Source organism: [Borrelia] tanukii (assembly GCF_030439725.2).
Classification (GTDB): domain Bacteria; phylum Spirochaetota; class Spirochaetia; order Borreliales; family Borreliaceae; genus Borreliella; species Borreliella tanukii.
In genome coordinates, this window is record NZ_CP179585.1 from 1 (window position 1) to 22,984 (window position 22,984).

Sequence of the window (22,984 nt, forward strand, 5' to 3'; positions counted from 1 at the left end):
ATTTTATTGACAAAAATATTAGTTTTTGCTATTATACACATAATTTAATTAAGAAAATTAAGAATAAGAAGTAAAAAATGTGTAATTTAAGAAAAGCAAAACTAGTAGATAAGATAAGTTCACTAGAACTATATAGATATTCAATATTTTTTAGAAATTACATAGAAAATGTAGCAGAAGACTGCCTCAAGAACGGGCTTGTTCTTGAAAGCACTACTAGCAATGTTAGTGAAGCAGAACTTTCTAGATTAAAGGTGCAGCTTAAGAATGCGCTTTTAAATTGTATTATAAGCTACCGTTTTCATGGCATTGGATATGTTTTAGTAAAAACCAAAGACACACTGCTAGACCTTGAAGAACCTGTTAACATAGAGCTACCTGTTGGATTTGAATACCTTGATCATGAATCTGTAAGAGATTCAGGGGTTGATTTTGATCATATAACTTATAAAGTAAAAGCCAACAGTAATGGTAATTCTTTAGATGCAGTTAAAATACACAAAAGTCGACTCATAATATATGAAAATTTCGATTATATCTTAAAAAGATATGTTCCGTGTTATACGGAAAGTTTTTTGTTAGATATTTACTTGTTTGAAAAAATATACGTTGAAATAGAAAAACGCATTGAGAACCACAATTTTTTGTTTTATAAAGACGAATCTTTAGTGCAACTACAAGACGCGCTCTCTAGTGCTACAACTTCTTTGAGCGCACTAACCAATAGTAGCAATAATGAAAAAGGCAGTAGCATTTTGTCTTCTTTTTTAAGAAAACAAAATACAAATAATCATAATAAAGATATTTCTAATTTACGCAGTCTTAATGATTCACTAGCACATGAGCTTGCTAGGCTTAAAAGCAATCTTAATAATGAGGGGATGTTTTACACCGCAACCCCTAGCGCTAGTTTAGAAGTTGTTAAGTACGATCTTAGTTATTTAAAAGAAGCGTTGGCATTAATTAAAGCAAAAATTGGTGCTGATACTAAGGAGCCTCTAACTAGAAGTTTTAACGAGCAGGCTAAAGGACTTGGAAATGATGGTAAAGGCGATAGGAGTAATTATTATGATTTTCTAAAAGGGGTACAAGAACAAATTGAGAATTCTTGTAATTTAAAACTTACTAAATATTTTGGTCTTGATATGAGGTTTAATTCACTGATTATGTTAAGTGAAGATCAAAAGGTAGAAAGAGATATTAAGCTAATTGAGCTTTACAGTAAATATAACGAGCTTATACAAAGCAGCGCCTTTAATAACGAAGAGCTAGCTATTTTAAAAGAAAAGTTATTCTCATTTTGAGAAAAGGAGTTAAAAAGTGATTGAAAATGAAGAAAAAGAAGACTTGCAAGTACAAGTTAAAGAAGAACAGCAAGTTAAATCTGATACTAAGATTATAAGTTCTGGTGAATATGAAGAGTATATGCGCCTTAAAGAACAGGCAAATAATGCAAAACCTAAAGAGATAAATCGTGATTTAAGCATAAATGAGCGAATAACAAAAGAACTTGCAGAAGTTGAAGAGCGTGAGCGTGTTGAAAAGCAATTATTACTAGAGGCAGATCGTATAAATGAAATTGATACGCTAGCAAAAGCACATCTTAGCAATCATTTTAATAAAGAAGTGCTACTTGCAAAAGGATACACTCTAAAAGACATTATGCAAGCGCAACGTAGAGAACTTGTTCGCAAGTTTGTTCCAATTGAGCAAATTAAAGCTATTTCTAAAGTAGCAGACATAACCCATATTGATGGGGAGATACTAGAACAACTAGTTTCTTTAGCTAAAGTCAACATCAAGTTAAGAAAAAATGCGAACAGCAATTCTTCTTCTGTTGATTCTATTAAAGGCAATATTGTTGCTAAATCAGAAGAGCGAGTAAGTTTGCTTGATTCTAATTTTGTTCCAATTAATTTTACAGAATTTGTACAAGCTATAAGTAATACTTACAAGCAAAGACGAATGCAATTTTATGAAAACTTGAAAAGAAATAAAAGAACAAGTATTGCGTAAAGGAGTTTTTAATGAGTGACATTACGAAGATTAAACAAGAGTTTGATAAAAAAGTTGCCGAAATTAAGGCATTAATGAAAAATCCCCAACATGATGCAAATTTGCTTGGCAATTCTATTGATTTTAGAAATAAAAACTTAATTTATGCCAATTCTGGTGGAGTTAGAACTAGTAGTAAAGACAAAATAGAAAATTATCCTGCTAAGGGTTATCCATACAAGCGCGGAGTAAAGCTTAGTTTTAGTGCTGATGGTACAACAGAGCTTGAAGTTGAGGCTGGTGGTGGAGAAGACTTATACGGAATATGCGTTGATATAGATGAGTTCACTGGCATAGCCACTGTAATTCCAATTACAAATAATTTTGAAGGGTATTTAGTATGTAAAAAAGAGAATCAAAGCAGTATAAGCATTGGGGATAAGCTGAATTTTAGTGAACATGGGGAGCTTGAAAAAGTTAGTGGAAATAATAAACCTATTAATGCTATAGCGCTATCAAAAGCACATAAATTAACTGAGGATTTATATATTATTCTTGCTAGCGTTTTTGGGAATAGAGCAAAAGGATAAGTAAATGACTGTAAAAGGTAAAGGACAAGTTCCAGAACCCGATGTTGATGATAATTTACAATTGGGCTTAGAAGAAGTTCAACCTGCTGTTCCTAGAGCGCGACGTCAAGCAAGAAGTGCTGATGATGTACAAGGGGTAGATCCCTATTTATACTCAGTTAAAGAACTTGACGACATTCTTTTGAAATTCAAAAAATATTCAAAATCAATCAGTTCTATTGAGAACAAGGTTTTTGAAAGTTCAAGTGGTTGTTTTAGATCTAAAAATGAATTGGTTGATGCATATACATTTTCCTGTTCAAGTTATGCAGACAAAATAGAAGAATATTTTTATGACCCCGAAAAGAGTTTTCCATACAAGCGTGGGGTAAAACTTGTTCCAAAAGAGAATTCTTTATATGTGGAGATTAGTTCAGATGCTGATATTTACGGTATATGCGTTGATGTATGTGAGTTTAGTTGCACCGCATACGTTTTGCCAATTACAAATAATTTTGAAGGATATCTTGTTACAAGAAATCCAAGTATAAAAGCTGGGGAAATATTAGATATTAATAATGACGGGGTGATTATCAAGGCTGGTGGTGGGCCACCAACGTATATTAATGCATACGCACTTTCTGATTCATTTACAATCAATTTTAAACCAGAAGAAGAGATTAAGGATGAAAACCGTAAGCAAGATTATTTTATTAATTTGGTAAAAGTTGCAATTTTTGGCAATAGAGCTTATGAGAAAACAGTAGTGCCTGATGCTGGTGGTTAAGGCTAAAAAATAAAAGGAGGCAAGTGAATGGCGGATACAACGCAATTAGTAAAAGAGTATCAAGAAAAACGAAGTAAACTAGAAAAGTTAATGAAAAATCCACAACAGGATTCTGGTTTACTTACTAATTCTTTAGAGTTTAGAGATAAAAATGTACAATTTTTTGCTTCTGGAGGTACTCGAACTAGTAAGTTTGACAAACTCGAAAATCATCCATTTATAGGATATCCGTACAAGCGTGGAGTCAAAAGAGTAATTCAAGAGGCAAAAGCAAATGAACCTCACTATGAGCCTTATGTTGAGGCTGGTGGTGGTGAAGACCTGTATGGAATATGCGCTGATATTGATGAATTTAGCAAAACTGCTACTATTATTCCAATTACTAATAATTTTGAAGGGTATTTGGTAGCAAAAGATGCTACACCTAAAGCAAAAGACAAACTTGTTTTCAATAAAGACGGCGCTCTAGAAAAGGTTTCTGGAGGGAATAAAGCGACTGTTAATGCAATAGCATTATCTGATTCAAAACAAATTAGTAATGATGTTTATTTGATTAAAGTAGCGGTATTTGGAAATAGAGCTAAAAGCTCAAATTAAAATTTAGGAGGATTTAATATGGAATTATTTGATGAAAATTATTATGCAAAAGCTGTAGCTAATATTATAGGCGAAGTTAAGGATCCTATAATGTATAAATGGTTTTTACCGGAACAAATTGAGGATGTTGATCTTCAAATGGGCTACCAAAGAACTGTAAAGTGGGACGCATTTCTAAATGCCAACCCTACAACAATTGCCAATGAGGTTAATACTATCTCAACTATTGGATTTAGTTCTGAAGTGGTAAGACTTAATTACTTAAAACTACAATATAAATTCAGACACTTAAAGCAAGCGTCCGAAAAATTTTACACTTCAGACTCATATATTGGCGACATTAATAATAATCTACTTCCTTTCAATCAAGCTTATAAACTTGCAAGCAGCGAAATTATTAAACTTATTAACCACTTTGTACTAACCGGCACTGTTTCAATTCAAAAGATGGAAAAAATCAAAAACGGTTACTTCCTAATATGTATGGACTTCTTAATATGCCGCATCAAGTAAAAGAAGAAGTTGCAAGTGGCGATAAAGATAAAATGGAAAAAATATTTGAAAAAATTGAGGCGGGACTATCTAAGTTAGAATTGGGCGATGAGTTTTCTACACCCATGATGGTAATAGTTGATCCTGCAACTTCATTGAAATTGGTAAAGCCATACGTGGTAGGACAAGCTCCCGCATCAAATAGTGAAAAATGGGAAGATGTTCTAATTCAAACTATTAAGGCTATTAATAATAGAGAAGATGTTTACATTGAAACTTCAAACTTGTTAAAACATCAAATACTGATTTATCCACTAAATTCAGAACTAATTAAGTTTAAACCTAGTAAGTATATGTTACCTACACCAAATGAACAAGTTGATAGAGACTCAACTGATATTGCTCATTCATACATTGATTTTGTTTTAGGTGGTCTACTTGCTACCAAAAAGACCATTTTGCAAATTCATATTAAACAAAGTTAAAAAGATAAGGTAAATCAAAGTGAGTGAACAAACAAATTTACAAGCACAAGCACAGAATGAAGAAGAACTTTTAGTAACAAAACTTCATTCTGAAGTGCTACTGCTATTAGGGATAGATAAACTAGCACTAAGCAGGCAAAATTTTCTACTTCATCTGTCTTTACTTCAAGCTATTCTAGTAACACGTGGTATTGATGCTAGTTCACTTACATATGAGCAAATATTTTTGCTTACTTTCTACCATATGGGTTGTCAATTAAGAAAGCAAGGGGTTGTTCGCGAATTTGAATTTGATAGGATCAAAAAAGAGAAATTTAACGAACTTGAACTTGATTATTATCCTAGCGGTAGTGGAGGAGATGAGGGTGGTGGAGAAAGTTGTGGATCAAACAAGAACTTTTGTTTGCAACTTGATGCATTTTTAGAAAAACTAAAAAGAGAAACTTCAACACCATCCTGCTTAGGAGTTGTCTAGTGAATGGTGTTAGAAAAAGACTAACAGATATGTCTGTACGCATGATTAACGTTTTTAAAGACCCTCAACCTTTGAGATTTTATAAAGGCAATCTTGTAAAACTTGAACATGATGACTCTTATCAAAGAGTGTTTGACAAGAATGAGTACACCGAATTTATTGGAGTTATTATTGACATTAAACCACAAGAACTTGCAATGCTTTATGACTCCAATATATCTGACATTCAAGGGTATTCTAAACTTTACACATATCAAGACCTTGACTATGAACTGAAAGACCGAATATCAATTTCGGATTTAGTTTATTTTGAAATATTTAGCATTGACTCTTCAATTGGCTACTTTACTTTAGTTTTAAAGGAGTTTATATGGGCATAGAAGAATTTACAATTGAGTTAGAAATTGGCTGGTTCGGGGGACGTTCTAGTATTGCTAGGATTCATGAAAAAGGGGGTGCTAATTTACCAGTAAGAAAACATTTAACTAAAATTGCTGATAGTGCTGAATTTAGAGAATATATCAATAGTGGCTATATAAATTCTAAGTTTCGTACTGATCCTAAATCAGGAATGGATGCTATTGGACAAGCTTTTATAAGATATTACCAGAATTATGTACTATCTGGGCAAGTTGCACCGGGTTTAAAGGCTAGCACAATTGAAAGGAAGTCAAAAAAAGGTAGCAATACCGCATCAATTCCACTTGTGGATACGTCCAAAATGTTATCAGAACTTACTTATAAGGTACTTGAATGATTGTAACTCTAGATGTGATTTTAAATCATTTAATCAAGATATTTAAAGGGTTTAAGACCTATGCAACTGAAAATAATTTTGAATGCGAGATTGTGAATACTTACAATCACCCGTATCTTTCAAAAATTACAACTGCTAGCCCTAATATCGTAGCATTGGAAATTTGATGGCACACAACATCTATTTGATCATAATTGTAATCTCGGTACATTTTACGAAAATGCTTTGGAGTTTAGTCTAGATTTTCAAATATATATTATTGCGGTAGTGTTAAATGCTAAAGATTTTGAGGCTAATTCGCGTATGCTAATGCTTTACAGTATGCTTAGCAAATTTTTACATAATAGAGTCCATAAATACACTTTAGAAAGTCAATCTCAACCCGAATATGTAAGCAAAATTAACTTTTATATTTATCCAACATCTAACATGCAAACAGTTGGAATGATTAATTTAGGTACAAAATATAGCAACCATGCATACAGTGCATCTGTAGCATTTAATGCTAGTGTTCAAGCAATCGAAATTTTAAAGGAGGATTAAAATTGCCACAAGATACAATTAGTGTAAGCTTGGTTAAATCTAGTGTTCAAGCTAACACGCCCAATTATTATAGCCCACTTTTGGTCTACAAAACAGCCAAAATTAAGGTTAAAAAAGATTCTATTAACTACAAAACATTGGATCTAACTGTTAATAACTATGAAAAAGAAATTCAAACTTTAGAAAAAGAAAATGGCAATGGAGAAGAACAGTTTGGAAAAGAAAAAACACTGTTAACAACCGCAATGAAAGATTTTTTTAATTCAACTGAAGAGTCAACAAAATCCGCTGTTCTTTTTATTTATAAGGATAAGCCTGAAGAATTAAAAAATTATCTAAAAGTGCATAGACACTCTTTTGTTGTGCTTATTAATACTGAAGGTGATAACTCTGATGATGGGCTGAAAATTTACAAAGACGACTATGATAAGTTTAAAATGTCTTCAACTTTTTTTGTATTCTCAACTAAAGAACAAGAAATAAAAGAACTGTTTAAGGATAAAAGTGATATTGAAAAAGAAGGAAATATTGTCGTTTATAGTAATAATAGAGACAATCTACATTTAAAATTTGTAAGTGCGTATTTGCATCAAGCAAGTATTTTTCATTCTGTTAATCCTTATGGTATGCCACTAGCCGCCAAACCACTTCTTGATGATGCAGCAATTAAAAAGTTAAGGGATACAAAAATCAATTTTTACTCACTTCTTAATGAAACTGGACTTGATGGTATATCTGCTTTTAAAGAAGGAGTTGATCTAGCTGGAAAATCAATAGATGAGATTTTTACTTATCATTACATAAAAAACGAGGCTATTGTTGAGCTTATTCGAATTTGGAATAAAAATAATAGACAAAACAGCAAATTATCCGCACTACAACTTAGTGGCGCTAGAGATAATGCATATACTTCTGCTATTGAATGCCTACTAAAACGGTTTATCGATAGGGTACTGATTGTAGAATACAAAGACTTAAAGCTTACCCTTTCAGGCACTAAACAGCTTAAATTAGAACTTAGTGTGAATATTACTTACAACTTTAGTATTAATGCTGTTACTTTAGTAATTACTTCTCAAGATATAGTTGATTATCAAAATAGTTTAAACGTATAAGGAGTTAAAATTATGCAATTTTATGATTTAAGAGAAGTTTACTTTTCAATCGGTGGTATACAACTGCATAGTGGCAAACTTGAGCTTACAAGTGAGCCTACAACTAGAGCCGTTGTTAGTACTGAAGACAAGGGATTTCCTGTAATAAGCTTACGGGATCCTAAAACGATAACTTATATTTTCAACATTGAAGTTACTCTAGGTAGTCATGATTATATTGCGCTAACTGAAATTGCAGACGATCAGTTTTATAACATGGATGTTAGCAAATATGATAAAATGCTTGATTTAGCATTCAATGATAGAATTGCTACCAAAATTATTTCTAACCATGCAATTTTCACTGAAGAACCATCAAGAAGTTATTCAGCTGAAGCTGAAAAAGTAACTTTTGAAATTAGGGCTATTAATTGCAAAAAAACAAAACCAAACAAAAATTAAAAGGAGATTCTTTCTATGATAATGAGATATAAAATGAAAATTTTAACCAAAAACAAAACATATGAATACCCGCTTAGAGTATTACCAGTCTATGAATGGGATAGAGTCCTCGGATTTAATCAAAGTGACGCTATTTATAAGCTTAATGAAGTGAAATATTTAAGAGAAATTACAAGCTTAATGATAAGTCCGAAATTTTTAGACGAATTTTATGTAATTTTAGATGCAAATAGAGAATTTATTTCCTACTATAAGGACTATCTTGTTGCTATTATTTATACCGCACAATTCAATACTTTTCATGCAGATAATGATCTTAAAAAACCCGCTTTAGTATATTTGAGTGAATACGAAAATAACGTTGGTGATTTTGTTGCTTTTGACTACATCAATGATAATTTTGATTATACAAAAGTAACTTCTTCGCTTACATCAAATTCTACTGAACTGGTTGCTAAATGAGCAAAATAAATAAAGAGATTGACAAAACTATTGCAAGTCTTAATGAGACTAGGAAAAAGTATTTCAACTTACTTGAAGAGATAAAAAACGATAAATACTATTTTCCAGTAATTATGAATATTTGCTCGTACGATGATGTTAAAAAATTGCCTTATGACGAGCTTTTAGAAGTTAATCGCATTGCTGATCTTAAATTAGAAAAAGAATTATATGAATTAATTTTGAGTAAATGAGGGCTTAATGAGCGACAAATTCACCATTAAATTTAAAGGTATTCTTGATCACGCAGCAACAAAAAAGGCTATCGAACAAGACATTACCAAAATGGAAAAATATCTTAAGCCTAAAAAATCTAGTTTGGGTAGTACTAAAGATATTGTAAAAAATAATTTGTCCGATAAGAAAAAAGAATTAAGCAGACAATCTAAATTTGAAAGCTTAAGAGAGCGTGTTGAGAAATATAGGCTAACACAAACTAAAAAGCTTATGAAACAAGGCATGGGTTTTGAAAAAGCTCGAAAAGAAGCTTTTAAAAGATCTTTAATGTCGGATAGAGATAAAAGACGCCTTGAGTATAAAGAGATTGCAAAAGAATCAAAAGCAAAAAGTAAAATGTTAGCGGCTTCTCAAGGGAAAGGACTTGTTGCCAAAATTGCTATAGGTAGCGCCCTAGGAAATATTATTAGCAATGCTATGGGTAAAGCAGCAGGCGGAATTTTAGGATTTGCTAAAAAAGCAGCTGAAGAAACATCCAAAACGAATAAAACAAAACTTCTCAACAGTGCGTTTTTTACAGATAAAGAACGGAATGCGATTATGGGGGTTAACGGTAAGGGGGGAATTCTTAGTGGTATGAAAGGATTCGAGCGCGATTTAGAAAAAGAAGAGTTTTTAAATCAAGCAAGTATCTTTAAGGGTACTCTAAGAGACTTAGATATGCTAAATCTGAATAATTTGAAAAAAGCAGTAGAGTTTTCAGCCATGCTTAAATCTAGCGGCGCCATGAGCGGTGAAGATGCTGTAAAAGCTGTTAATAGTCTCCTTAGTGGAGAAGGAGATGAGCTTTTTGATCTACTGAAAAAGTCGGGAGTTGGCGATAAATATATAGAAGATGCTAAAAAAGCTTGGCAAAGCGGAGCTGAAGTAGATTTAGAATCTAGAATTACCAAGATGGTTGAAATGTTTAATGATTTTAAATCTTTTGGCCTTACAAAAAAAGCCGATACAAAAGAAGAGATTGATAGCAATTTGGCCTCAGCTGAGCAAACTCTTTCAAACTTAACCACCACTGTTTTGGATCCAATACTTAAATTCATCAATACGGTTATTAAATACTTTGAGAACTTTTCTTTTCAAACACATGTTATTCAACCTTTTTTTAAGGGACTGAAAAGTCTTTTTGCCAAGTTGCCGTATATTGGAGGGTTTTTTCAAGACAATCCTACCCCTCCTAAAGACAACACTGGTGGGCCTCCTAAAGCCGCACATGAAGATACGGAAAACACTACTCCATAATTTTCTAAAAAGGTAATTACTTATGGCTATTAACAACAAAAAAATTATTAATAAAAAACAATATCTCCTGCAGAGAAAGGCAGTTCTATAGACATTGCCAATGAAGAAAAGAAAGAAGAAGGGAAAAAGCTATCCCCGGAGAATAGTCAATTAATAAGAGATATAACAATTCAACTATTTGCTCTTTTTGGAGCAGATAACTTTTTATTGCTATTTCCAAGACCAGATTTTAAAGGGTTTGGATATGTGCCACAATTGTTTTTTATAAAGCCAAAAACAGAACTTATAACACGGACTTACAATACCAGTTGCTCTAAACGCCCGGTTATAAACTATTATGATAGAAAAGCGGAATATGTAAGCTACAACCCCGTAATGACTGGAGAACATATTTCATTAAACGGTGGAGTACTGACTTCTCTATACAAAGAAATGCTTTCACCACTCAAAAAGACTGTTTTTGGCAATTCTTTACTCCGTTTTGACGCCCACCTTGTAAAAGAACAACTGGCCAATAGACTGCAAGCTCAAGTTCCTTTTACTATCTACAGTCCAACTTTTGGATTTAAAGAATTAGCTATAATCACAAGCCTTACGTTTAAGGACACTCCCTTCATTGATGAAGTTGAAGTGAGTCTTTCAATAGAAGTAGTGAAAACGTTTACATTAGAAAAATATAAAGGATAATAAATGTTAGTAAATCACGATTTTAAAACAGTGTTACTAAGTTATGATTTTAAAATTGAGTTCTATGATATTGATAAATCAAAAAAATCACCTGATGGAATTCCTTTCTCAGAAGAAATTCCTAAAATTATAATCAATACACAAGACGGAATTCATGTTGATATTACCATATCCAACGTGTATTCAAATATTCATACTATAAGTTCCAAACAAGCAAAAATTGTACTTTGGAATTTACCTCTAGACTTCACCGACCACATTAAATTCGGAGATATAGTAAAAATACATTATAAAAAATTTGCTCATGAGAAAAAATTTGATTTTATAATGGCAGGCACTTTAGGGACTCCTATGAGCACTGATTATCCCGGTGGAGATTTTAGTGTAGATCTTGATGTTCGCTTATTAACTAAAAGCAACTTCTTTAATAGAAAATTAAAAAACAAAGAGGGTAAAGTGGGTAAAAACTTTAAGGGTATGACGGTGCAAGAGGCGATAGAATCTGTATTTCCTAATCGAAATATTATTAATATGGATGAAGAAGATAAACTTAAAATGATTGACAAAAATTTTTACGCCTCAACACCAAAAGAATTTATTGACAAAATAAAAGGGGTATACATTCATAACGTAATAGCTGATATTGGTACTGGTTTAAAGGGATATGAATGCTATATTATATTTACTAATTACAAACAAAAGGGTGAAAATATTCACTATGAGGCATTAGAAGATTACGGTCTTGAATTTATACCACAACAAGAAATTACTTTAGGCACAAAACTTAAAATAAATCTTATATTTTGGAACGCTAAAATATTTTACACGCATAAGCTAAATGTTGGAGATAAAGTTTCGTTTATAGATGGACTTGGCAATACTATCAAAACCACCATACAAGAGACAAGTGCGGGGCTTAGTAACACAGGAGAATGTTCATTGATACTTAAGTTAAATGATGATTCTAACAAAAACCGTAAAGGATAGGGGGTTTAGAATGAGTATTGACTATGAATTTATAGAATGAGCCAACGCCTTTATGGGCATGCATTAACACAAGAAGACGTAAAAAATTGGATTTATTCAAATATTTTCATAACTCGAATTGGTACTGTAAAGGAGTTTAAACAGCAAACACAAGAGGCTGTAGTTATAATACCAGAATTTGAAAACTTAGAAATTCAAACAAAAAATATTTCTAATATCAGTTTTGAATTATCAAAAGGTGATACTGTTATACTACTTCAATCAAGCATTAACATTTTTGATAAAAATGATGATATTCATTTTGACAAACATCATTTTTACATACTTAGCGCAATTAGTCCAAAAACTTTAAATTTAATTTCTGATACTGTTAAGATAAAAGCAAATAGTAGAATTGAAATAGCTAACCAAACAACTAGCTTAAAAGAAATTCTAGATAGTATTATCAGCGCTATCAACGGTATAACTATCATAGGAGACGAAAAAACAACTATTAACTATCCAGCATTACAAGCGGTGACCTCTAGAATTTCTGCTAATATCAGCAGCTTGTTTAAGTAATTTTTGCTAAATATGGTATAATTATTAGTATGGATTTAAGAATTAGTAATGATTTTAAATTGGTATTTAATAACGATGTATCAATTGTTGATGGAATTGACGAGCAAAAACAAAAACTGTTTTTATTCTTAAAAACATTAAAGGGAAGTCTAAGCTATGCTCCTAATTGGGGACTAGACTACTTTTTACTTTTGAAACTATTAAAAATTAACAATCTTCAAGCTATAAAAAACTATTTTCATGAAATATCTAAAGAACTTAACTTAGATATAATAAATATTTCGACTGCTGTAAAAGATCGCAAAGCACATATATCCTTTTTTTTCTCCGGAGATATTTTGAATATGGAGTTTAATTTATGAGCATTGTTTTTGATTCTGATTTTGGCATTCTAAAGCGTACAATTAAGGATATAGTACGGGCAAAAAGAGAATACTTACGGATAAATTATGGGATTAACATTGATGATAGTAATAGCTCGATTTACAACATGATTGCATCTTCTTTAGCATTGATTGAAGAAGAAGTAATTAATGAACTTAATCTCTTTTTTTCTAAAATGAAACCCGGTGGTAGCTATTGGTCTGCAATTGAAGAACACATTTCTTCTAAAAGCGCAACTTACAGTGCAGTTAGAGCTGCTTTACTTAATCTTTATGGGGTAGAGTACGCAAACATTAAAAGTTCCGCTGGTAAAGCTAATATATACCTAATTTTGAAAGAAGATTTACTAGACGCTGGTAAAACTACTATTAATAATTCAGAATTTAAAGCAAAACTTTGGGAAACATTGTATCTTACAACTCCTAGTGGCACTTTACTTGAGGGTGATATAGAAATTGATGGACTCAACCCAACTGGACAACGAAAATCTTATAAAATATCACTTGGAAAAAGAAAATATGTTTATATGAAAGTAAAATATAAACTTGACCTTAAAAACTATCTCTACTTAAACATAGACTCTCAAATTAGAAACATATACTCTAGGATTATTTCAAATAATTATTCTGATATGGGAATTAGCTTTGAGTATCAAGACTTTTTTGCGCCCGTTAATGAAGTAAAAGGGATTAAGTTTATGGAAATAAAAGCTTGTGTTAAAGATACAGACACTGAAAGTATTTCAAAAATCAGTGATAGCGATTTTCAAACAAATCAAGATATTACCATTACTGATGATACAATGCTGATTTTCAATACAACTGAACGACTACTTATTGGCATTGATACTTGAAAATTATGAAAATACCTAATTTTTTACAAAACACTGAAGTTCACAAATTTATACGTACAGAATTGGAATACGCACAAACACTGCTTAATGAACTTAAATTCATGAATTCTAACTTTATATCCATTAATGCAAAAGAAAATATAAAATCAAGATATATTGCCATATGGCTATCTCAAGTCTTATCAATTTTCTATGCAAAAACTCAAACTTTACAAAGTATTACAACCAACATCAACAGCGTTATTTTTGCTTTACGCCATATTGGCACTGATGAGTCGTTTAGACTGATTTTCAAGGCGTTTTTAAATGTAGATATTACAGTTAATACACCAGAAGCCGGTGTTATTGATATCTCACTAAAAGGGACAATAAAAACAAATTTTATTACATTTATTTCTCCTAGCACTGCAAAAGGAAAACCGCTTAGAAAGATAATAATTAGAGAAAAAAAAGATGGATACGCCGCATCTAAAAAGGCTTTAGTATTCAACTCTCTTCCTAAGGGATATGATCATTCAATTTATGCTTTCATAAAAAGGATTATTCCTATTGGTAGAGTTCTTAAAATTAATAATAAAGATGGTGAAAATATTATCACTTTTAATAATTAAGGAGGCTTAATGGCTGATGATCAAGAAAAATTACTAATTGATGAACAAGAAACTGTTCAAATAAAAGATTTAAATAAGGTAGGTGTTGTTAACAATGATGATCTTTTACTGCTTGATGATGGAGTTGCAAGTTGCAACGCTATTACTTTTAAAGATTTTTTAAAAACCGCTAAAGACAAAACATTTAAAGGTGAAGGACTTGACTATTTTAAAGAGATAATTAAGTCTACAATCGCTGAAGAACTTGCAGCTGATGAGGAGTTTGTAAAAAAAATTTACGCTAAAATAACGAATAAACTAATTAACAATGACTCTACTAATATTGTAAGCCTTTATTATAAAATCAAGTCATACCTTGAAAGTGGCATGCCATCAGCTACCCTACATTATCATGATAAACTTTTAATAATGTCTCATTCAACAAACACTATTCAAAAAACACCTGTTCCTGAACAAATAACTGGCTTACCATTTGGTTATCATCCTTACAGACAAAAAACTTTAGGTACCACGTTTTATCCGTATGAATACAAGGGTAGTTTAAAAACTATTAATATGGACGATTACGGCGATGTAACTCTTGTTTGCAATAAAAGTCTTGACGATGTTCCCCATTACCTTGATATTGATATTGACATAAAACACCCTAGCAATGGGAGTAAATCATTATACCTAAAGTATTACGATGAAAGTGAAAAAAATCTGGTTTATCTGCATGAGGGCTCCTCTTCAATATCTATTAGGGTCCCTATGTACAAAGGATGGTATGTCCAAAAAAGATCCCTCAGATCAGGAAATCCAATCCCAGTTTATTGCAAACTGTAAACTATTTTAGCAAAAATTACAGTTTTGGTATATAATGTATATATCAAAAAAAATTAAAATGAAGGATTAAAAATGGATATTAAAATAACTGAACTTCTTATTAATTTAAACGAAATTAAACTTATAGCCGTAATGATTTTTGTCACTGTACTAGTTCTAGGAGTGCTAATTCTTCTAAAACCTTTACTAAAAGACATATTATCTATAGTAATAGGCAAGATTTTTAGAAATGGCAATGGCAATGGAAATGGCAACAATCATATTAAAAAACGGGATTAATTTATGAAATTATCTAAAGATAATATTGAGCTTGGACTTACGTCCATATCAAACCTTATTGAAATATTTTCTAAATTTGAAGATGAATTTGATGAGATTGCTCATAAAGGATTTTTTTTAGTTTATGAGCTGTATTCTCATTACAAATTAATCTATAAATCAAATATGGAAAGACTTGAGAATGCATTAACTCCAACAATAGCTAAAACACTAGCTCCAATTAATGAGAAAATCAACAGGTGTATTGATCTAGTTAATTCTGATGAAAAAAATCTAAAAATATCTAATGATCTAAAATTCAATAAGGAAGGAAAACCTATCTACCAAGAGGGGATAAATAATGCAAAATGACACTGTTGGTTTAGGACTTAATTTACTATCTAACTTAACTAATATAGCTAAAAATACTACAAACATAGATGAAAACTATATTAATACTTTTAGTAGGGTAATAGATTTTTTCTACAAAACATATATTGAAACACTAAAATCTATGGAAACAGCCGAATCAATGAGAATATTTGCAGAAATACAAGACATATTAAAATGCAATATTGAGATAATAGAGGCTATTTCTAGTAGCAAAAATAAGAAAATTATCTCTTCATTAAAAGCAAAACGCAATAAGATTATGCGGGAATATATCAACATTCTTAAAAGGAGTGAAAATGCTTAAGCTAGTAAATCCCCTTTTGATTATTTTGCTACTATGCTGCACTACTATTGCTAGCCTACCTGGAGAACCAAAACCACCAATTATTCAAACACTAGAATCTTTAGCTAAATATGAGGCACAACTATCAGATTATGCTATGTACCTAGTAACATTTTTATCTAAAACAAAATCTAAAGTTAATGACCCAAATTATCCAGAATATACTTATCCGGATTTATCAACACTAAAAGACGAACACTCAATAACTTCGATAAAATATAATATCAAACTACTTTTAGAGTACATCAAAAAAACAAAACCCATAGCAAAAAAAGTCTATAATCAGTATTCCCAGTTAAAAATGTAAATTACAAAAAGAGTGTTCTTGCAAGAACTTATAATTCATATATAAAAATATTTAAAGCTAATTAAAATAGTGTATAATATGGCTGTAAAGGGAAATTATTATGAAACCAGCGCTATCAAACAATGCAAGTATAAGTGAAGAACAAATATATAATGAGTTTATTAGACTAGGGATGGAACAACTAATAGCACAAGATTTATCAAAAAGATATTATCACAATGAACTTACCTATAGAGATTTAGAAAATTTAGAAAAACAATTTGGTTTAAAGTTTGATAATCTTGATTTTAAAATTGATACTGTTAAAAATGAGCTCAATACCAAGATAGATAATGTAGAAAAGAATTTAAAACAAGATATGTCTAATTTGGCACAAGATCTTAAAAAAGATATGCAAATTAATACTCAATTATTATTAGAAAAGATGGAAATTAACAATAAATTATTATCGGAAAAAATGGAAACTAATAATCAGTTATTATCAGAAAAACTAAAGGTAAGCAACAGAATAATAACTATTGCAGCAATAGTAGTAGTCCCTATTGCTATATCTATAATAACGACTGTTGTTCTATCGCTAATTACTAAATTTTTCAAATAGAAATTACAAAAAATCCTCGACACATAATTTATCATTTTTAATTACCCCTTATAAACCAGCAATATTTCTAAAAACAAGATCTATAATTACAAGAATAAACTTTTTTGTTACTTAATGTATTGTACTGAAAATAAAAAGGAGATAAAAATGAAAATTATCAATGTATTATTTTGTTTATTTTTTATTATGCTAAATAGCTGTAATTCCGATAATAACGACGCTTTTAAGAAAAATAATAAAAATAATACCCAAGAGGTAAAAAGCAGGGGAAAACGCGATATAAGCGAACAACAAGAAAAACCAAAAGATCCAGAAGAAGTTCTTAGAGAAAAGCTAACTGAAGATCAAAAAACACACCTTGATTGGTTAAAAACTGCTTTAACTGATGATGGAGAATTTAATAAATTCTTGGGATATGATGAGGATAAAATAAAATCAGCGCTTGATCATATAAAAACACAACTTGATAGTTGTAATGGGAAAGATAATGAAGATGAACAAAAAACTACTTTCAAACAGACGGTTCAAGGGGCCCTTAAGGGGGGTATAAATGATTTTGAAACCAATACAAATGCTGTATGCAATCAATAATATTGCCCCCAAAATAGGGGGATTTACTATTTAAGTGTACTGCTATGCTGCAAATATATAATCAAATTGTTTATCTTCTTTTAACGCGACAAAGAATAATAACAGGCTGTTGCCATAATTAGTCTTCTTATACTTCATAAAGTTATCAAAATCTTTTAAATCATTTAATCTATTATTTTTCTTGAAATAGTCTTTTATAATCTCCGACCAATAGTTTGGGCTCTTAAAATCACTACCCTTGATATACTCGGCTAAATCGTCTTGAATTTTATTGATATCATCAATATTGTTAGGGTCTATATTCTGAAGAAAATTTATTTTTTGAATAATTGAGTTTATATTATCTTTTATTTCGGGGTCATTTACCCAATTTTTTATGTTAGACAACGCTTCTTTAAAAATTCCATAACGATAAAACCAAGGTTTTATCTGATTTTGATTGCTGCTGTTTCTTTGCTCTAGATTAATATCTTTTTTCTGGTTTTGAATAGTGTTGTTTTTTTGTTCAGAATTATTGTCTTTTCTTTGATTGTAATATCTCTCTTGTTTTTGTTCTCGCTTTTGATTAACACTAATTTGCTTATTAGGTATAGAATTTTCGTTTTCATAATTATTGTAAATAGGCGCTGCATCGGTATCAACTTCACTTTTTATGTGAAGATGCCCAACTAAAGCGTACCTTTTGAAATAAGTAATAGCTGAACCAACTAGTTGTGGCGTTGTATTTACATTTTTAGACCCATTTTCATTGTTCCATTTTAAATTTTCTGTAAGTATTGGCGTATCAAATGATTCTTCATACCCAGTACTTGTGCTATAGAATGTAGTCCTAACAACATGAACTCTACCATATGGATCGTGTGTAAAAGTTGCATTTTGGAAAAAATCAAGCTCCAAATTATGTTTCTTTATAACGTTTTCAATTTCTTCTACTATATCGTTGAAATCCTGATATTTATACCCGTACCCTTTAAGACTTTTATCAATACCCGGCAAATTCATCCTTAAGGTTTTCATATCTTTTCTGAAGTTAATTTTTGCTTGAATATTATTTTGCATATCTTGATTATTAAAATTATTATTTGTTGAAACATTGTTCATGTTTTTCTCCTACTTTTCAATTAATAATAATTATATAGCAAAAACTATTTTTGACAATTTTTTTACAAAAATTTTTGCAAAAAGAAGTGGGACTTAACCAAACTCTCTTTATTAAGAATCTCGTTAAGTTCCCACTGTATTCTGATTTTCTTGTAAATTGAAAAGTAGGTAGTCAAACTGAAATACATTCAAATAACTACGCTGTTTGTAGTGTAGCCCAATTTAGAATTAAAATCAATTTATTTATATTAAATTATAAAAAGTGTATTAAATTAATGGGATTAATAATTAAATTTAATATTTTTTAGAAAAGTATTTACTTTTAAATCAAAATTATGCATTATAATATTAATTATTATTAATTGAAAAGTAGGAGAAAAAACATGGAGGATTTTCCAAATAACACAAAAAGTCCAAATTGCCCCAACAAACACCAACACAAATTAATTGTTCTTATTTCAACACTAGCCTACGTAAACATAAAATATCCAAAATATACCCAAAAAAATATATTATATTACTTTAATAAAAATCTTAAAAAAAATGGTCAAGATATTGTTACGCTAAAAACATTGCAAAAATATCTTTATAAATTAGAAAAAGAAATAAAAGTTACATCAAATTACCACAAACACCTGGGGGTAAATTGTGGGACTGAAATTTACTATAAACTCATTTATCCAAAAAAAGAGTGTTACTTTAAGATAAACAAATTCTTTGAAGATAAAAAACACTCAAGATTTAAAAAAAGAGTTGAAAACCACTATTTGGACAAATCCCCTTTAAGGGGGAGTGTAAATTTGGGGGAGTGTTTAAGTAATAAAAATAATAAAAAAGAAGAAAGAAATAAAAAAATAGAAAAGTTTCAAGTAATAAGCTATTACAATAAATGTAACTTTAAAAATAAAGAATTTCTTCTAATTTTATTAAACTTAGATATTAGTAAAGATAAAAAAATTGAAATAATTAAAGCTTTAAAAAGATTTGAAATTAAAACAACAAAACATAAAAATATACATTTTAACAAAAATTCTTTCAAAGAAAAGCAAAACAAATTGAAAGAAACTTTAAACAATACTCAAAGAAAATTGGAAAAAAATGGATATAATCCTGAACAACTTGAAACAGAATTTAAAAAAATATATGAAATTTACAAAAATAAGCCGCATTTTATTATTGAATATCATAAATACAATGATTTAAGCAAAATAATGCTCAAATTAGAAAAGACAATTGAAATAAATCGGGAAAATTCACAAAAAAATTACGAGCATATAAAGATAAACCTTTTCAATATTCTTATCGAGCGGCTAGAAAATGTGAAAGAAATTGAAGTTTTAAAGCCAATTATAAAAGATTATTTGAATAGCAAAAAGAAATTAGAATACAATAAAGTATTTAACACGTATTATAATGATTTATTAGAGATAATAAGAAATTCTTTAAAATCAGAAGAATTTAGCAAAAGGGTTATATAAGGATTGAATATGGAAACTGCACCTGAGCCAATAAAAAAGGGTAAATGTAAAGTTGAGTGCAAAAATAAAGATAGATTTATTTTAATTGAGAAAGAAAATGGTAAAGCAATGTACCATACATCAATAATGATGGATTTATACAAATTTGGAGTTTATGAGAATAAAAAAAAGAAAAAAAATGAATTTCGAGTTTCATTAAGGGCCTTATTTAATGGAGAAAGAATTGTTCAAGAAACGCATTTATACCCCGAAAAAGAAGGGGACAAATTTTTGGGAATTTTTTACGGATTTAGAAAACCAATTAAAAAAGCTTTTGTAAAGTATGAAATAAACGGAACTAGAAAATCTTATGGATTTGCAAGGGCATATTATATGGAAGTTAGATTTAAAGCAGGCAGTGTTTTTTTCTACTTTAAGGGATTATACCGCTTATTATATAAAGAAAGAATGAATAATCATTACAACAAAATATTATTTAGTATGTTTACAGATTTAGAAAAACAAGTATATGAATTTTATGGGAAAAAATACCCCGAACAAGGACCACTTACGAAATGGATAATAAAAAACCTAAAATAATAACAATTGCGTCAATTAAAGGCGGTGTTGGTAAAAGCACCAGCGCCATTATACTTGCAACATTACTTGCAAAAGATTATAAAGTGCTTTTGATAGATATGGATACACAAGCATCAGTTACTAGTTATTTTTACGAAAAAATAGAAAAGCTAGGCATTAATTTTACTAAATTTAATATTTATGAGATTTTAAAAGAAAATGTAGACATTGATAGTACTATTATAAATATAGATAATAATCTTGATCTTATACCTAGCTATCTTACGCTACATAATTTTAGTGAAGATAAAATCGAATATAAAGATTTTTTGTTAAAAACTAGTTTGGGAACTTTGCATTATATATATGACTATATAGTAATCGATACAAATCCCAGTTTAGATGTCACATTAAAAAATGCACTTTTATGTAGTGACTATGTAATAATCCCAATGACTGCTGAAAAGTGGGCGGTGGAAAGTTTAGATTTATTTAATTTTTTTGTAAGAAAATTAAATTTAATTTTGCCTATATTTTTAATAATAACAAGATTTAAAAAAAATAGAACACATAAAACATTGTTTGAAATGTTAAAAACAAAAGATAGTTTTTTAGGAATAATATCTGAAAGAGAAGACTTAAATAGACGAATAGCAGAAAATAATAATTTTGATTTAAATAAAGATTATATAAAAGAGTATGAAAATATTTTAGAAATTTTTTTTAAAAAAATGTAAAGTCTAATTATTAGACTTTTGAATGTAAAAGGAGGTTAAATTGGATATTAAGGTTAATAAAAGAGATTTAAGCGGTAATGAAAATTATATTATTGCTGATAGTGTATTAAATCATTATAATTCTTTAAAAGAAAAATTAAAAATTAATTCTAAAAAAGAAATCTATTGTAAGTTAGAAACTTTAAAAATTTTAAAAGAAATTAAAGATAATCAGTATTATAGGTTTGATGGGTATAAAAGTTTTGAAGCTTTTTCTAAAGATTATAGACTTGCAAGAGCACAGGTCTATAATTATTTAAAAATTGCTAATGCAATAGAAGATGGGATTATACAAGAAGAATTTCTAATAAAAAATGGCATACTGGAAACGTTAATTATATTAAGAAATAAAGAGAGCAAAACAATAAAAAAGTCAAAACAAAACCCGATAAAACCCCTAAGATTTCAGCTTAAAAAACAAGAAAGCTATGATTTTTACAAAAATCACGCTAAATTTACAGCTTTTATTTTGGAAGAACTCCTTGAAAATCAAAAAGATTTTCTTAATAAGCTTTTAAAAAAATATAAAGAATTAAAAGGATAATAAAGGGGATTTTATGAGCAATTTGGCTTACAGAACATATAACATAGAAAGTATAAAAAATGAATTTTTAAACATAGGGTTTAGTGAAGAGGCAATAGATTTTGTTTTTCTTCACAATGATAATTACAACTTTGAGTATTTAAAAGAGAAAATAATTGATGTAGAAAAGAATTTACGAAAAGATATATCTAATTTAGATGTTAAGATAGATTCTGTTAAAAACGAACTTAATACTAAGATAGATAATGTAGAGAAGAATTTACGAAAAGATATATCTAATTTAGATGTTAAGATAGATTCTGTTAAAAACGAACTTAATACTAAGATAGATAATGTAGAAAAAAATTTGCAAAAAGATATATCTATTTTAAATGCTAAAATAGATAATGTAGAAAAAAATTTAAATACCAAGATAGATAATGTAGAAAAAAATTTAAATACCAAAATAGATTTTTTTAAAAATGAACTTACTAATAAGATTGAAAATGAAGTAAAGAATTTGCATTTAAAACTTAGCATGGGGAACAGAATGGTACATTTTTTGATAATCGCAGCAGCAATTTTTGGACCGTTTATACATTCATTTTTAATACAGTATATACAAGTCGGCAAATAATGAAAAATTATATACTTTGACTTTTCAAAGTATTATATCATTATACTGATGAACATTATTAGAAAATAACATTTTATTTTTGCTCTATTCTAAATTAAAACTTATTTGAACTTTTTAACAAAAGAACTTAAATAAGTTTTTGTTTTGTAAAAATCTAAATTTATTTTAATTTCAAATTGGCGGTCACACTGAATTTTTCGTTAAGAAATTAATAAAAACAGTTTTTTGATATTTTTTTATTATAAATTATATTAATTATATTTTTTCTGAATTTTTT

32 protein-coding genes and 2 pseudogenes are annotated in these 22,984 nt (G+C 29.4%); 33 read left to right on the forward strand and 1 reads right to left on the reverse strand.

Annotated features, from left to right (window positions below; translation table 11 throughout):
- Positions 1-77 precede the first annotated feature (77 nt).
- From QIA27_RS05960 to QIA27_RS06095, 28 genes and pseudogenes are all read left to right on the forward strand, one after another.
- Positions 78-1,304: a phage portal protein gene (locus tag QIA27_RS05960; protein WP_418885692.1), complete on the forward strand. Its 1,227-nt coding sequence runs from the start codon at positions 78-80 to the stop codon at positions 1,302-1,304.
- Positions 1,305-1,320: 16 nt separating this feature from the next.
- Positions 1,321-2,016 (forward strand): DUF1357 family protein, encoded by a 696-nt coding sequence (locus tag QIA27_RS05965; RefSeq protein ID WP_418885693.1) that lies wholly within the window; start codon positions 1,321-1,323, stop codon positions 2,014-2,016.
- Between the two features lie 11 nt (positions 2,017-2,027).
- Entirely contained in the window at positions 2,028-2,585 is a 558-nt protein-coding gene (locus QIA27_RS05970) for a DUF228 domain-containing protein (RefSeq protein WP_418885652.1), read from the forward strand.
- A 4-nt stretch (positions 2,586-2,589) separates the two neighbouring features.
- The gene (locus QIA27_RS05975; RefSeq protein WP_418906385.1) at positions 2,590-3,351 is read left to right on the forward strand and encodes a DUF228 domain-containing protein; all 762 of its coding nucleotides are present in this window, start codon (positions 2,590-2,592) and stop codon (positions 3,349-3,351) included.
- A 27-nt stretch (positions 3,352-3,378) separates the two neighbouring features.
- Entirely contained in the window at positions 3,379-3,948 is a 570-nt protein-coding gene (locus tag QIA27_RS05980) for a DUF228 domain-containing protein (protein WP_418885617.1), read from the forward strand.
- An 18-nt stretch (positions 3,949-3,966) separates the two neighbouring features.
- Positions 3,967-4,925 (forward strand): annotated as a pseudogene (locus QIA27_RS05985) (hypothetical protein).
- Between the two features lie 19 nt (positions 4,926-4,944).
- Complete coding sequence (locus tag QIA27_RS05990) at positions 4,945-5,400, forward strand: DUF3890 domain-containing protein (protein ID WP_418885695.1); 456 nt, start codon at positions 4,945-4,947, stop codon at positions 5,398-5,400.
- Positions 5,400-5,780, forward strand: a complete 381-nt coding sequence (locus QIA27_RS05995; RefSeq protein ID WP_418906386.1) for a DUF1506 family protein — start codon at positions 5,400-5,402, stop codon at positions 5,778-5,780. The genes QIA27_RS05990 and QIA27_RS05995 overlap by 1 nt, the downstream gene beginning before the upstream one ends.
- Complete coding sequence (locus QIA27_RS06000; protein ID WP_418906387.1) at positions 5,771-6,157, forward strand: hypothetical protein; 387 nt, start codon at positions 5,771-5,773, stop codon at positions 6,155-6,157. Before QIA27_RS05995 ends, QIA27_RS06000 begins: the two co-directional genes overlap by 10 nt.
- Positions 6,154-6,722 (forward strand): annotated as a pseudogene (locus QIA27_RS06005) (DUF764 family protein). The gene QIA27_RS06000 and the pseudogene QIA27_RS06005 overlap by 4 nt, the downstream one beginning before the upstream one ends.
- On the forward strand, positions 6,703-7,815 hold the full coding sequence (locus tag QIA27_RS06010) for a DUF787 family protein (protein WP_418906388.1): 1,113 nt from the start codon (positions 6,703-6,705) through the stop codon (positions 7,813-7,815). Before QIA27_RS06005 ends, QIA27_RS06010 begins: the two are co-directional and overlap by 20 nt.
- 12 nt (positions 7,816-7,827) lie before the next feature.
- The gene (locus tag QIA27_RS06015) at positions 7,828-8,256 is read left to right on the forward strand and encodes a DUF1463 family protein (protein WP_418885624.1); all 429 of its coding nucleotides are present in this window, start codon (positions 7,828-7,830) and stop codon (positions 8,254-8,256) included.
- A 15-nt stretch (positions 8,257-8,271) separates the two neighbouring features.
- Positions 8,272-8,718, forward strand: coding sequence for a DUF1473 family protein (locus QIA27_RS06020; protein ID WP_418885658.1), 447 nt, complete (start codon positions 8,272-8,274; stop codon positions 8,716-8,718).
- Positions 8,715-8,951: a DUF1322 family protein gene (locus QIA27_RS06025; RefSeq protein ID WP_418885659.1), complete on the forward strand. Its 237-nt coding sequence runs from the start codon at positions 8,715-8,717 to the stop codon at positions 8,949-8,951. The genes QIA27_RS06020 and QIA27_RS06025 overlap by 4 nt, the downstream gene beginning before the upstream one ends.
- Positions 8,952-8,958: 7 nt before the next feature.
- Complete coding sequence (locus QIA27_RS06030; protein WP_418906389.1) at positions 8,959-10,233, forward strand: DUF759 family protein; 1,275 nt, start codon at positions 8,959-8,961, stop codon at positions 10,231-10,233.
- Between the two features lie 93 nt (positions 10,234-10,326).
- The gene (locus QIA27_RS06035; RefSeq protein ID WP_418906393.1) at positions 10,327-10,920 is read left to right on the forward strand and encodes a DUF792 family protein; all 594 of its coding nucleotides are present in this window, start codon (positions 10,327-10,329) and stop codon (positions 10,918-10,920) included.
- Positions 10,921-10,923: 3 nt separating this feature from the next.
- On the forward strand, positions 10,924-11,907 hold the full coding sequence (locus tag QIA27_RS06040; RefSeq protein ID WP_418906390.1) for a DUF693 family protein: 984 nt from the start codon (positions 10,924-10,926) through the stop codon (positions 11,905-11,907).
- Positions 11,908-11,943: 36 nt separating this feature from the next.
- Complete coding sequence (locus QIA27_RS06045) at positions 11,944-12,468, forward strand: DUF777 family protein (RefSeq protein ID WP_418906391.1); 525 nt, start codon at positions 11,944-11,946, stop codon at positions 12,466-12,468.
- 29 nt (positions 12,469-12,497) lie between these two features.
- Complete coding sequence (locus QIA27_RS06050; protein WP_418906356.1) at positions 12,498-12,830, forward strand: DUF2634 domain-containing protein; 333 nt, start codon at positions 12,498-12,500, stop codon at positions 12,828-12,830.
- Positions 12,827-13,705, forward strand: coding sequence for a DUF276 domain-containing protein (locus QIA27_RS06055; protein ID WP_418906328.1), 879 nt, complete (start codon positions 12,827-12,829; stop codon positions 13,703-13,705). The genes QIA27_RS06050 and QIA27_RS06055 overlap by 4 nt, the downstream gene beginning before the upstream one ends.
- A 5-nt stretch (positions 13,706-13,710) precedes the next feature.
- Positions 13,711-14,316 carry a DUF735 family protein gene (locus QIA27_RS06060; protein ID WP_418906392.1) on the forward strand — a complete coding sequence of 202 codons (606 nt, stop codon included), beginning with the start codon at positions 13,711-13,713 and terminating at the stop codon, positions 14,314-14,316.
- Positions 14,317-14,325: 9 nt separating this feature from the next.
- Positions 14,326-15,141: a DUF685 domain-containing protein gene (locus tag QIA27_RS06065; protein ID WP_418906330.1), complete on the forward strand. Its 816-nt coding sequence runs from the start codon at positions 14,326-14,328 to the stop codon at positions 15,139-15,141.
- 72 nt (positions 15,142-15,213) lie between these two features.
- On the forward strand, positions 15,214-15,420 hold the full coding sequence (locus tag QIA27_RS06070) for a BlyA family holin (protein WP_418906331.1): 207 nt from the start codon (positions 15,214-15,216) through the stop codon (positions 15,418-15,420).
- Between the two features lie 3 nt (positions 15,421-15,423).
- On the forward strand, positions 15,424-15,771 hold the full coding sequence (locus QIA27_RS06075) for a BlyB family putative holin accessory protein (RefSeq protein ID WP_418906332.1): 348 nt from the start codon (positions 15,424-15,426) through the stop codon (positions 15,769-15,771).
- A complete protein-coding gene (locus tag QIA27_RS06080) occupies positions 15,761-16,096 on the forward strand; it encodes a BlyB family putative holin accessory protein (protein ID WP_418885638.1) in 336 nt (111 codons plus the stop codon). Before QIA27_RS06075 ends, QIA27_RS06080 begins: the two co-directional genes overlap by 11 nt.
- On the forward strand, positions 16,089-16,442 hold the full coding sequence (locus QIA27_RS06085) for a BBA14 family lipoprotein (RefSeq protein WP_418885681.1): 354 nt from the start codon (positions 16,089-16,091) through the stop codon (positions 16,440-16,442). The genes QIA27_RS06080 and QIA27_RS06085 overlap by 8 nt, the downstream gene beginning before the upstream one ends.
- 100 nt (positions 16,443-16,542) lie before the next feature.
- Positions 16,543-17,043 carry a Bdr family repetitive protein gene (gene bdr, locus QIA27_RS06090; protein ID WP_418906376.1) on the forward strand — a complete coding sequence of 167 codons (501 nt, stop codon included), beginning with the start codon at positions 16,543-16,545 and terminating at the stop codon, positions 17,041-17,043.
- A 147-nt stretch (positions 17,044-17,190) separates the two neighbouring features.
- Positions 17,191-17,634: an Mlp family lipoprotein gene (locus QIA27_RS06095; protein ID WP_418906377.1), complete on the forward strand. Its 444-nt coding sequence runs from the start codon at positions 17,191-17,193 to the stop codon at positions 17,632-17,634.
- Positions 17,635-17,676: 42 nt separating this feature from the next.
- Here the strand turns inward: QIA27_RS06095 and QIA27_RS06100 are convergent, their stop codons facing one another.
- The gene (locus QIA27_RS06100) at positions 17,677-18,735 is read right to left on the reverse strand and encodes an ERF family protein (protein WP_418906378.1); all 1,059 of its coding nucleotides are present in this window, start codon (positions 18,733-18,735) and stop codon (positions 17,677-17,679) included.
- Between the two features lie 383 nt (positions 18,736-19,118).
- On the opposite strand from QIA27_RS06100, the gene QIA27_RS06105 reads away from it, so the two are divergent.
- From QIA27_RS06105 to bdr (QIA27_RS06125), 5 genes are read left to right on the forward strand one after another with little or no spacing between them, the layout of a single operon-like run.
- Positions 19,119-20,213: a plasmid maintenance protein gene (locus QIA27_RS06105; protein ID WP_418906379.1), complete on the forward strand. Its 1,095-nt coding sequence runs from the start codon at positions 19,119-19,121 to the stop codon at positions 20,211-20,213.
- 9 nt (positions 20,214-20,222) lie between these two features.
- Positions 20,223-20,792: a DUF226 domain-containing protein gene (locus QIA27_RS06110; RefSeq protein WP_418906380.1), complete on the forward strand. Its 570-nt coding sequence runs from the start codon at positions 20,223-20,225 to the stop codon at positions 20,790-20,792.
- Positions 20,768-21,508: a ParA family protein gene (locus QIA27_RS06115; RefSeq protein ID WP_418885712.1), complete on the forward strand. Its 741-nt coding sequence runs from the start codon at positions 20,768-20,770 to the stop codon at positions 21,506-21,508. The genes QIA27_RS06110 and QIA27_RS06115 overlap by 25 nt, the downstream gene beginning before the upstream one ends.
- Positions 21,509-21,548: 40 nt before the next feature.
- The gene (locus QIA27_RS06120; protein ID WP_418885713.1) at positions 21,549-22,091 is read left to right on the forward strand and encodes a chromosome replication/partitioning protein; all 543 of its coding nucleotides are present in this window, start codon (positions 21,549-21,551) and stop codon (positions 22,089-22,091) included.
- Between the two features lie 13 nt (positions 22,092-22,104).
- On the forward strand, positions 22,105-22,707 hold the full coding sequence (bdr, locus tag QIA27_RS06125; protein WP_418885714.1) for a Bdr family repetitive protein: 603 nt from the start codon (positions 22,105-22,107) through the stop codon (positions 22,705-22,707).
- Positions 22,708-22,984 lie beyond the last annotated feature (277 nt).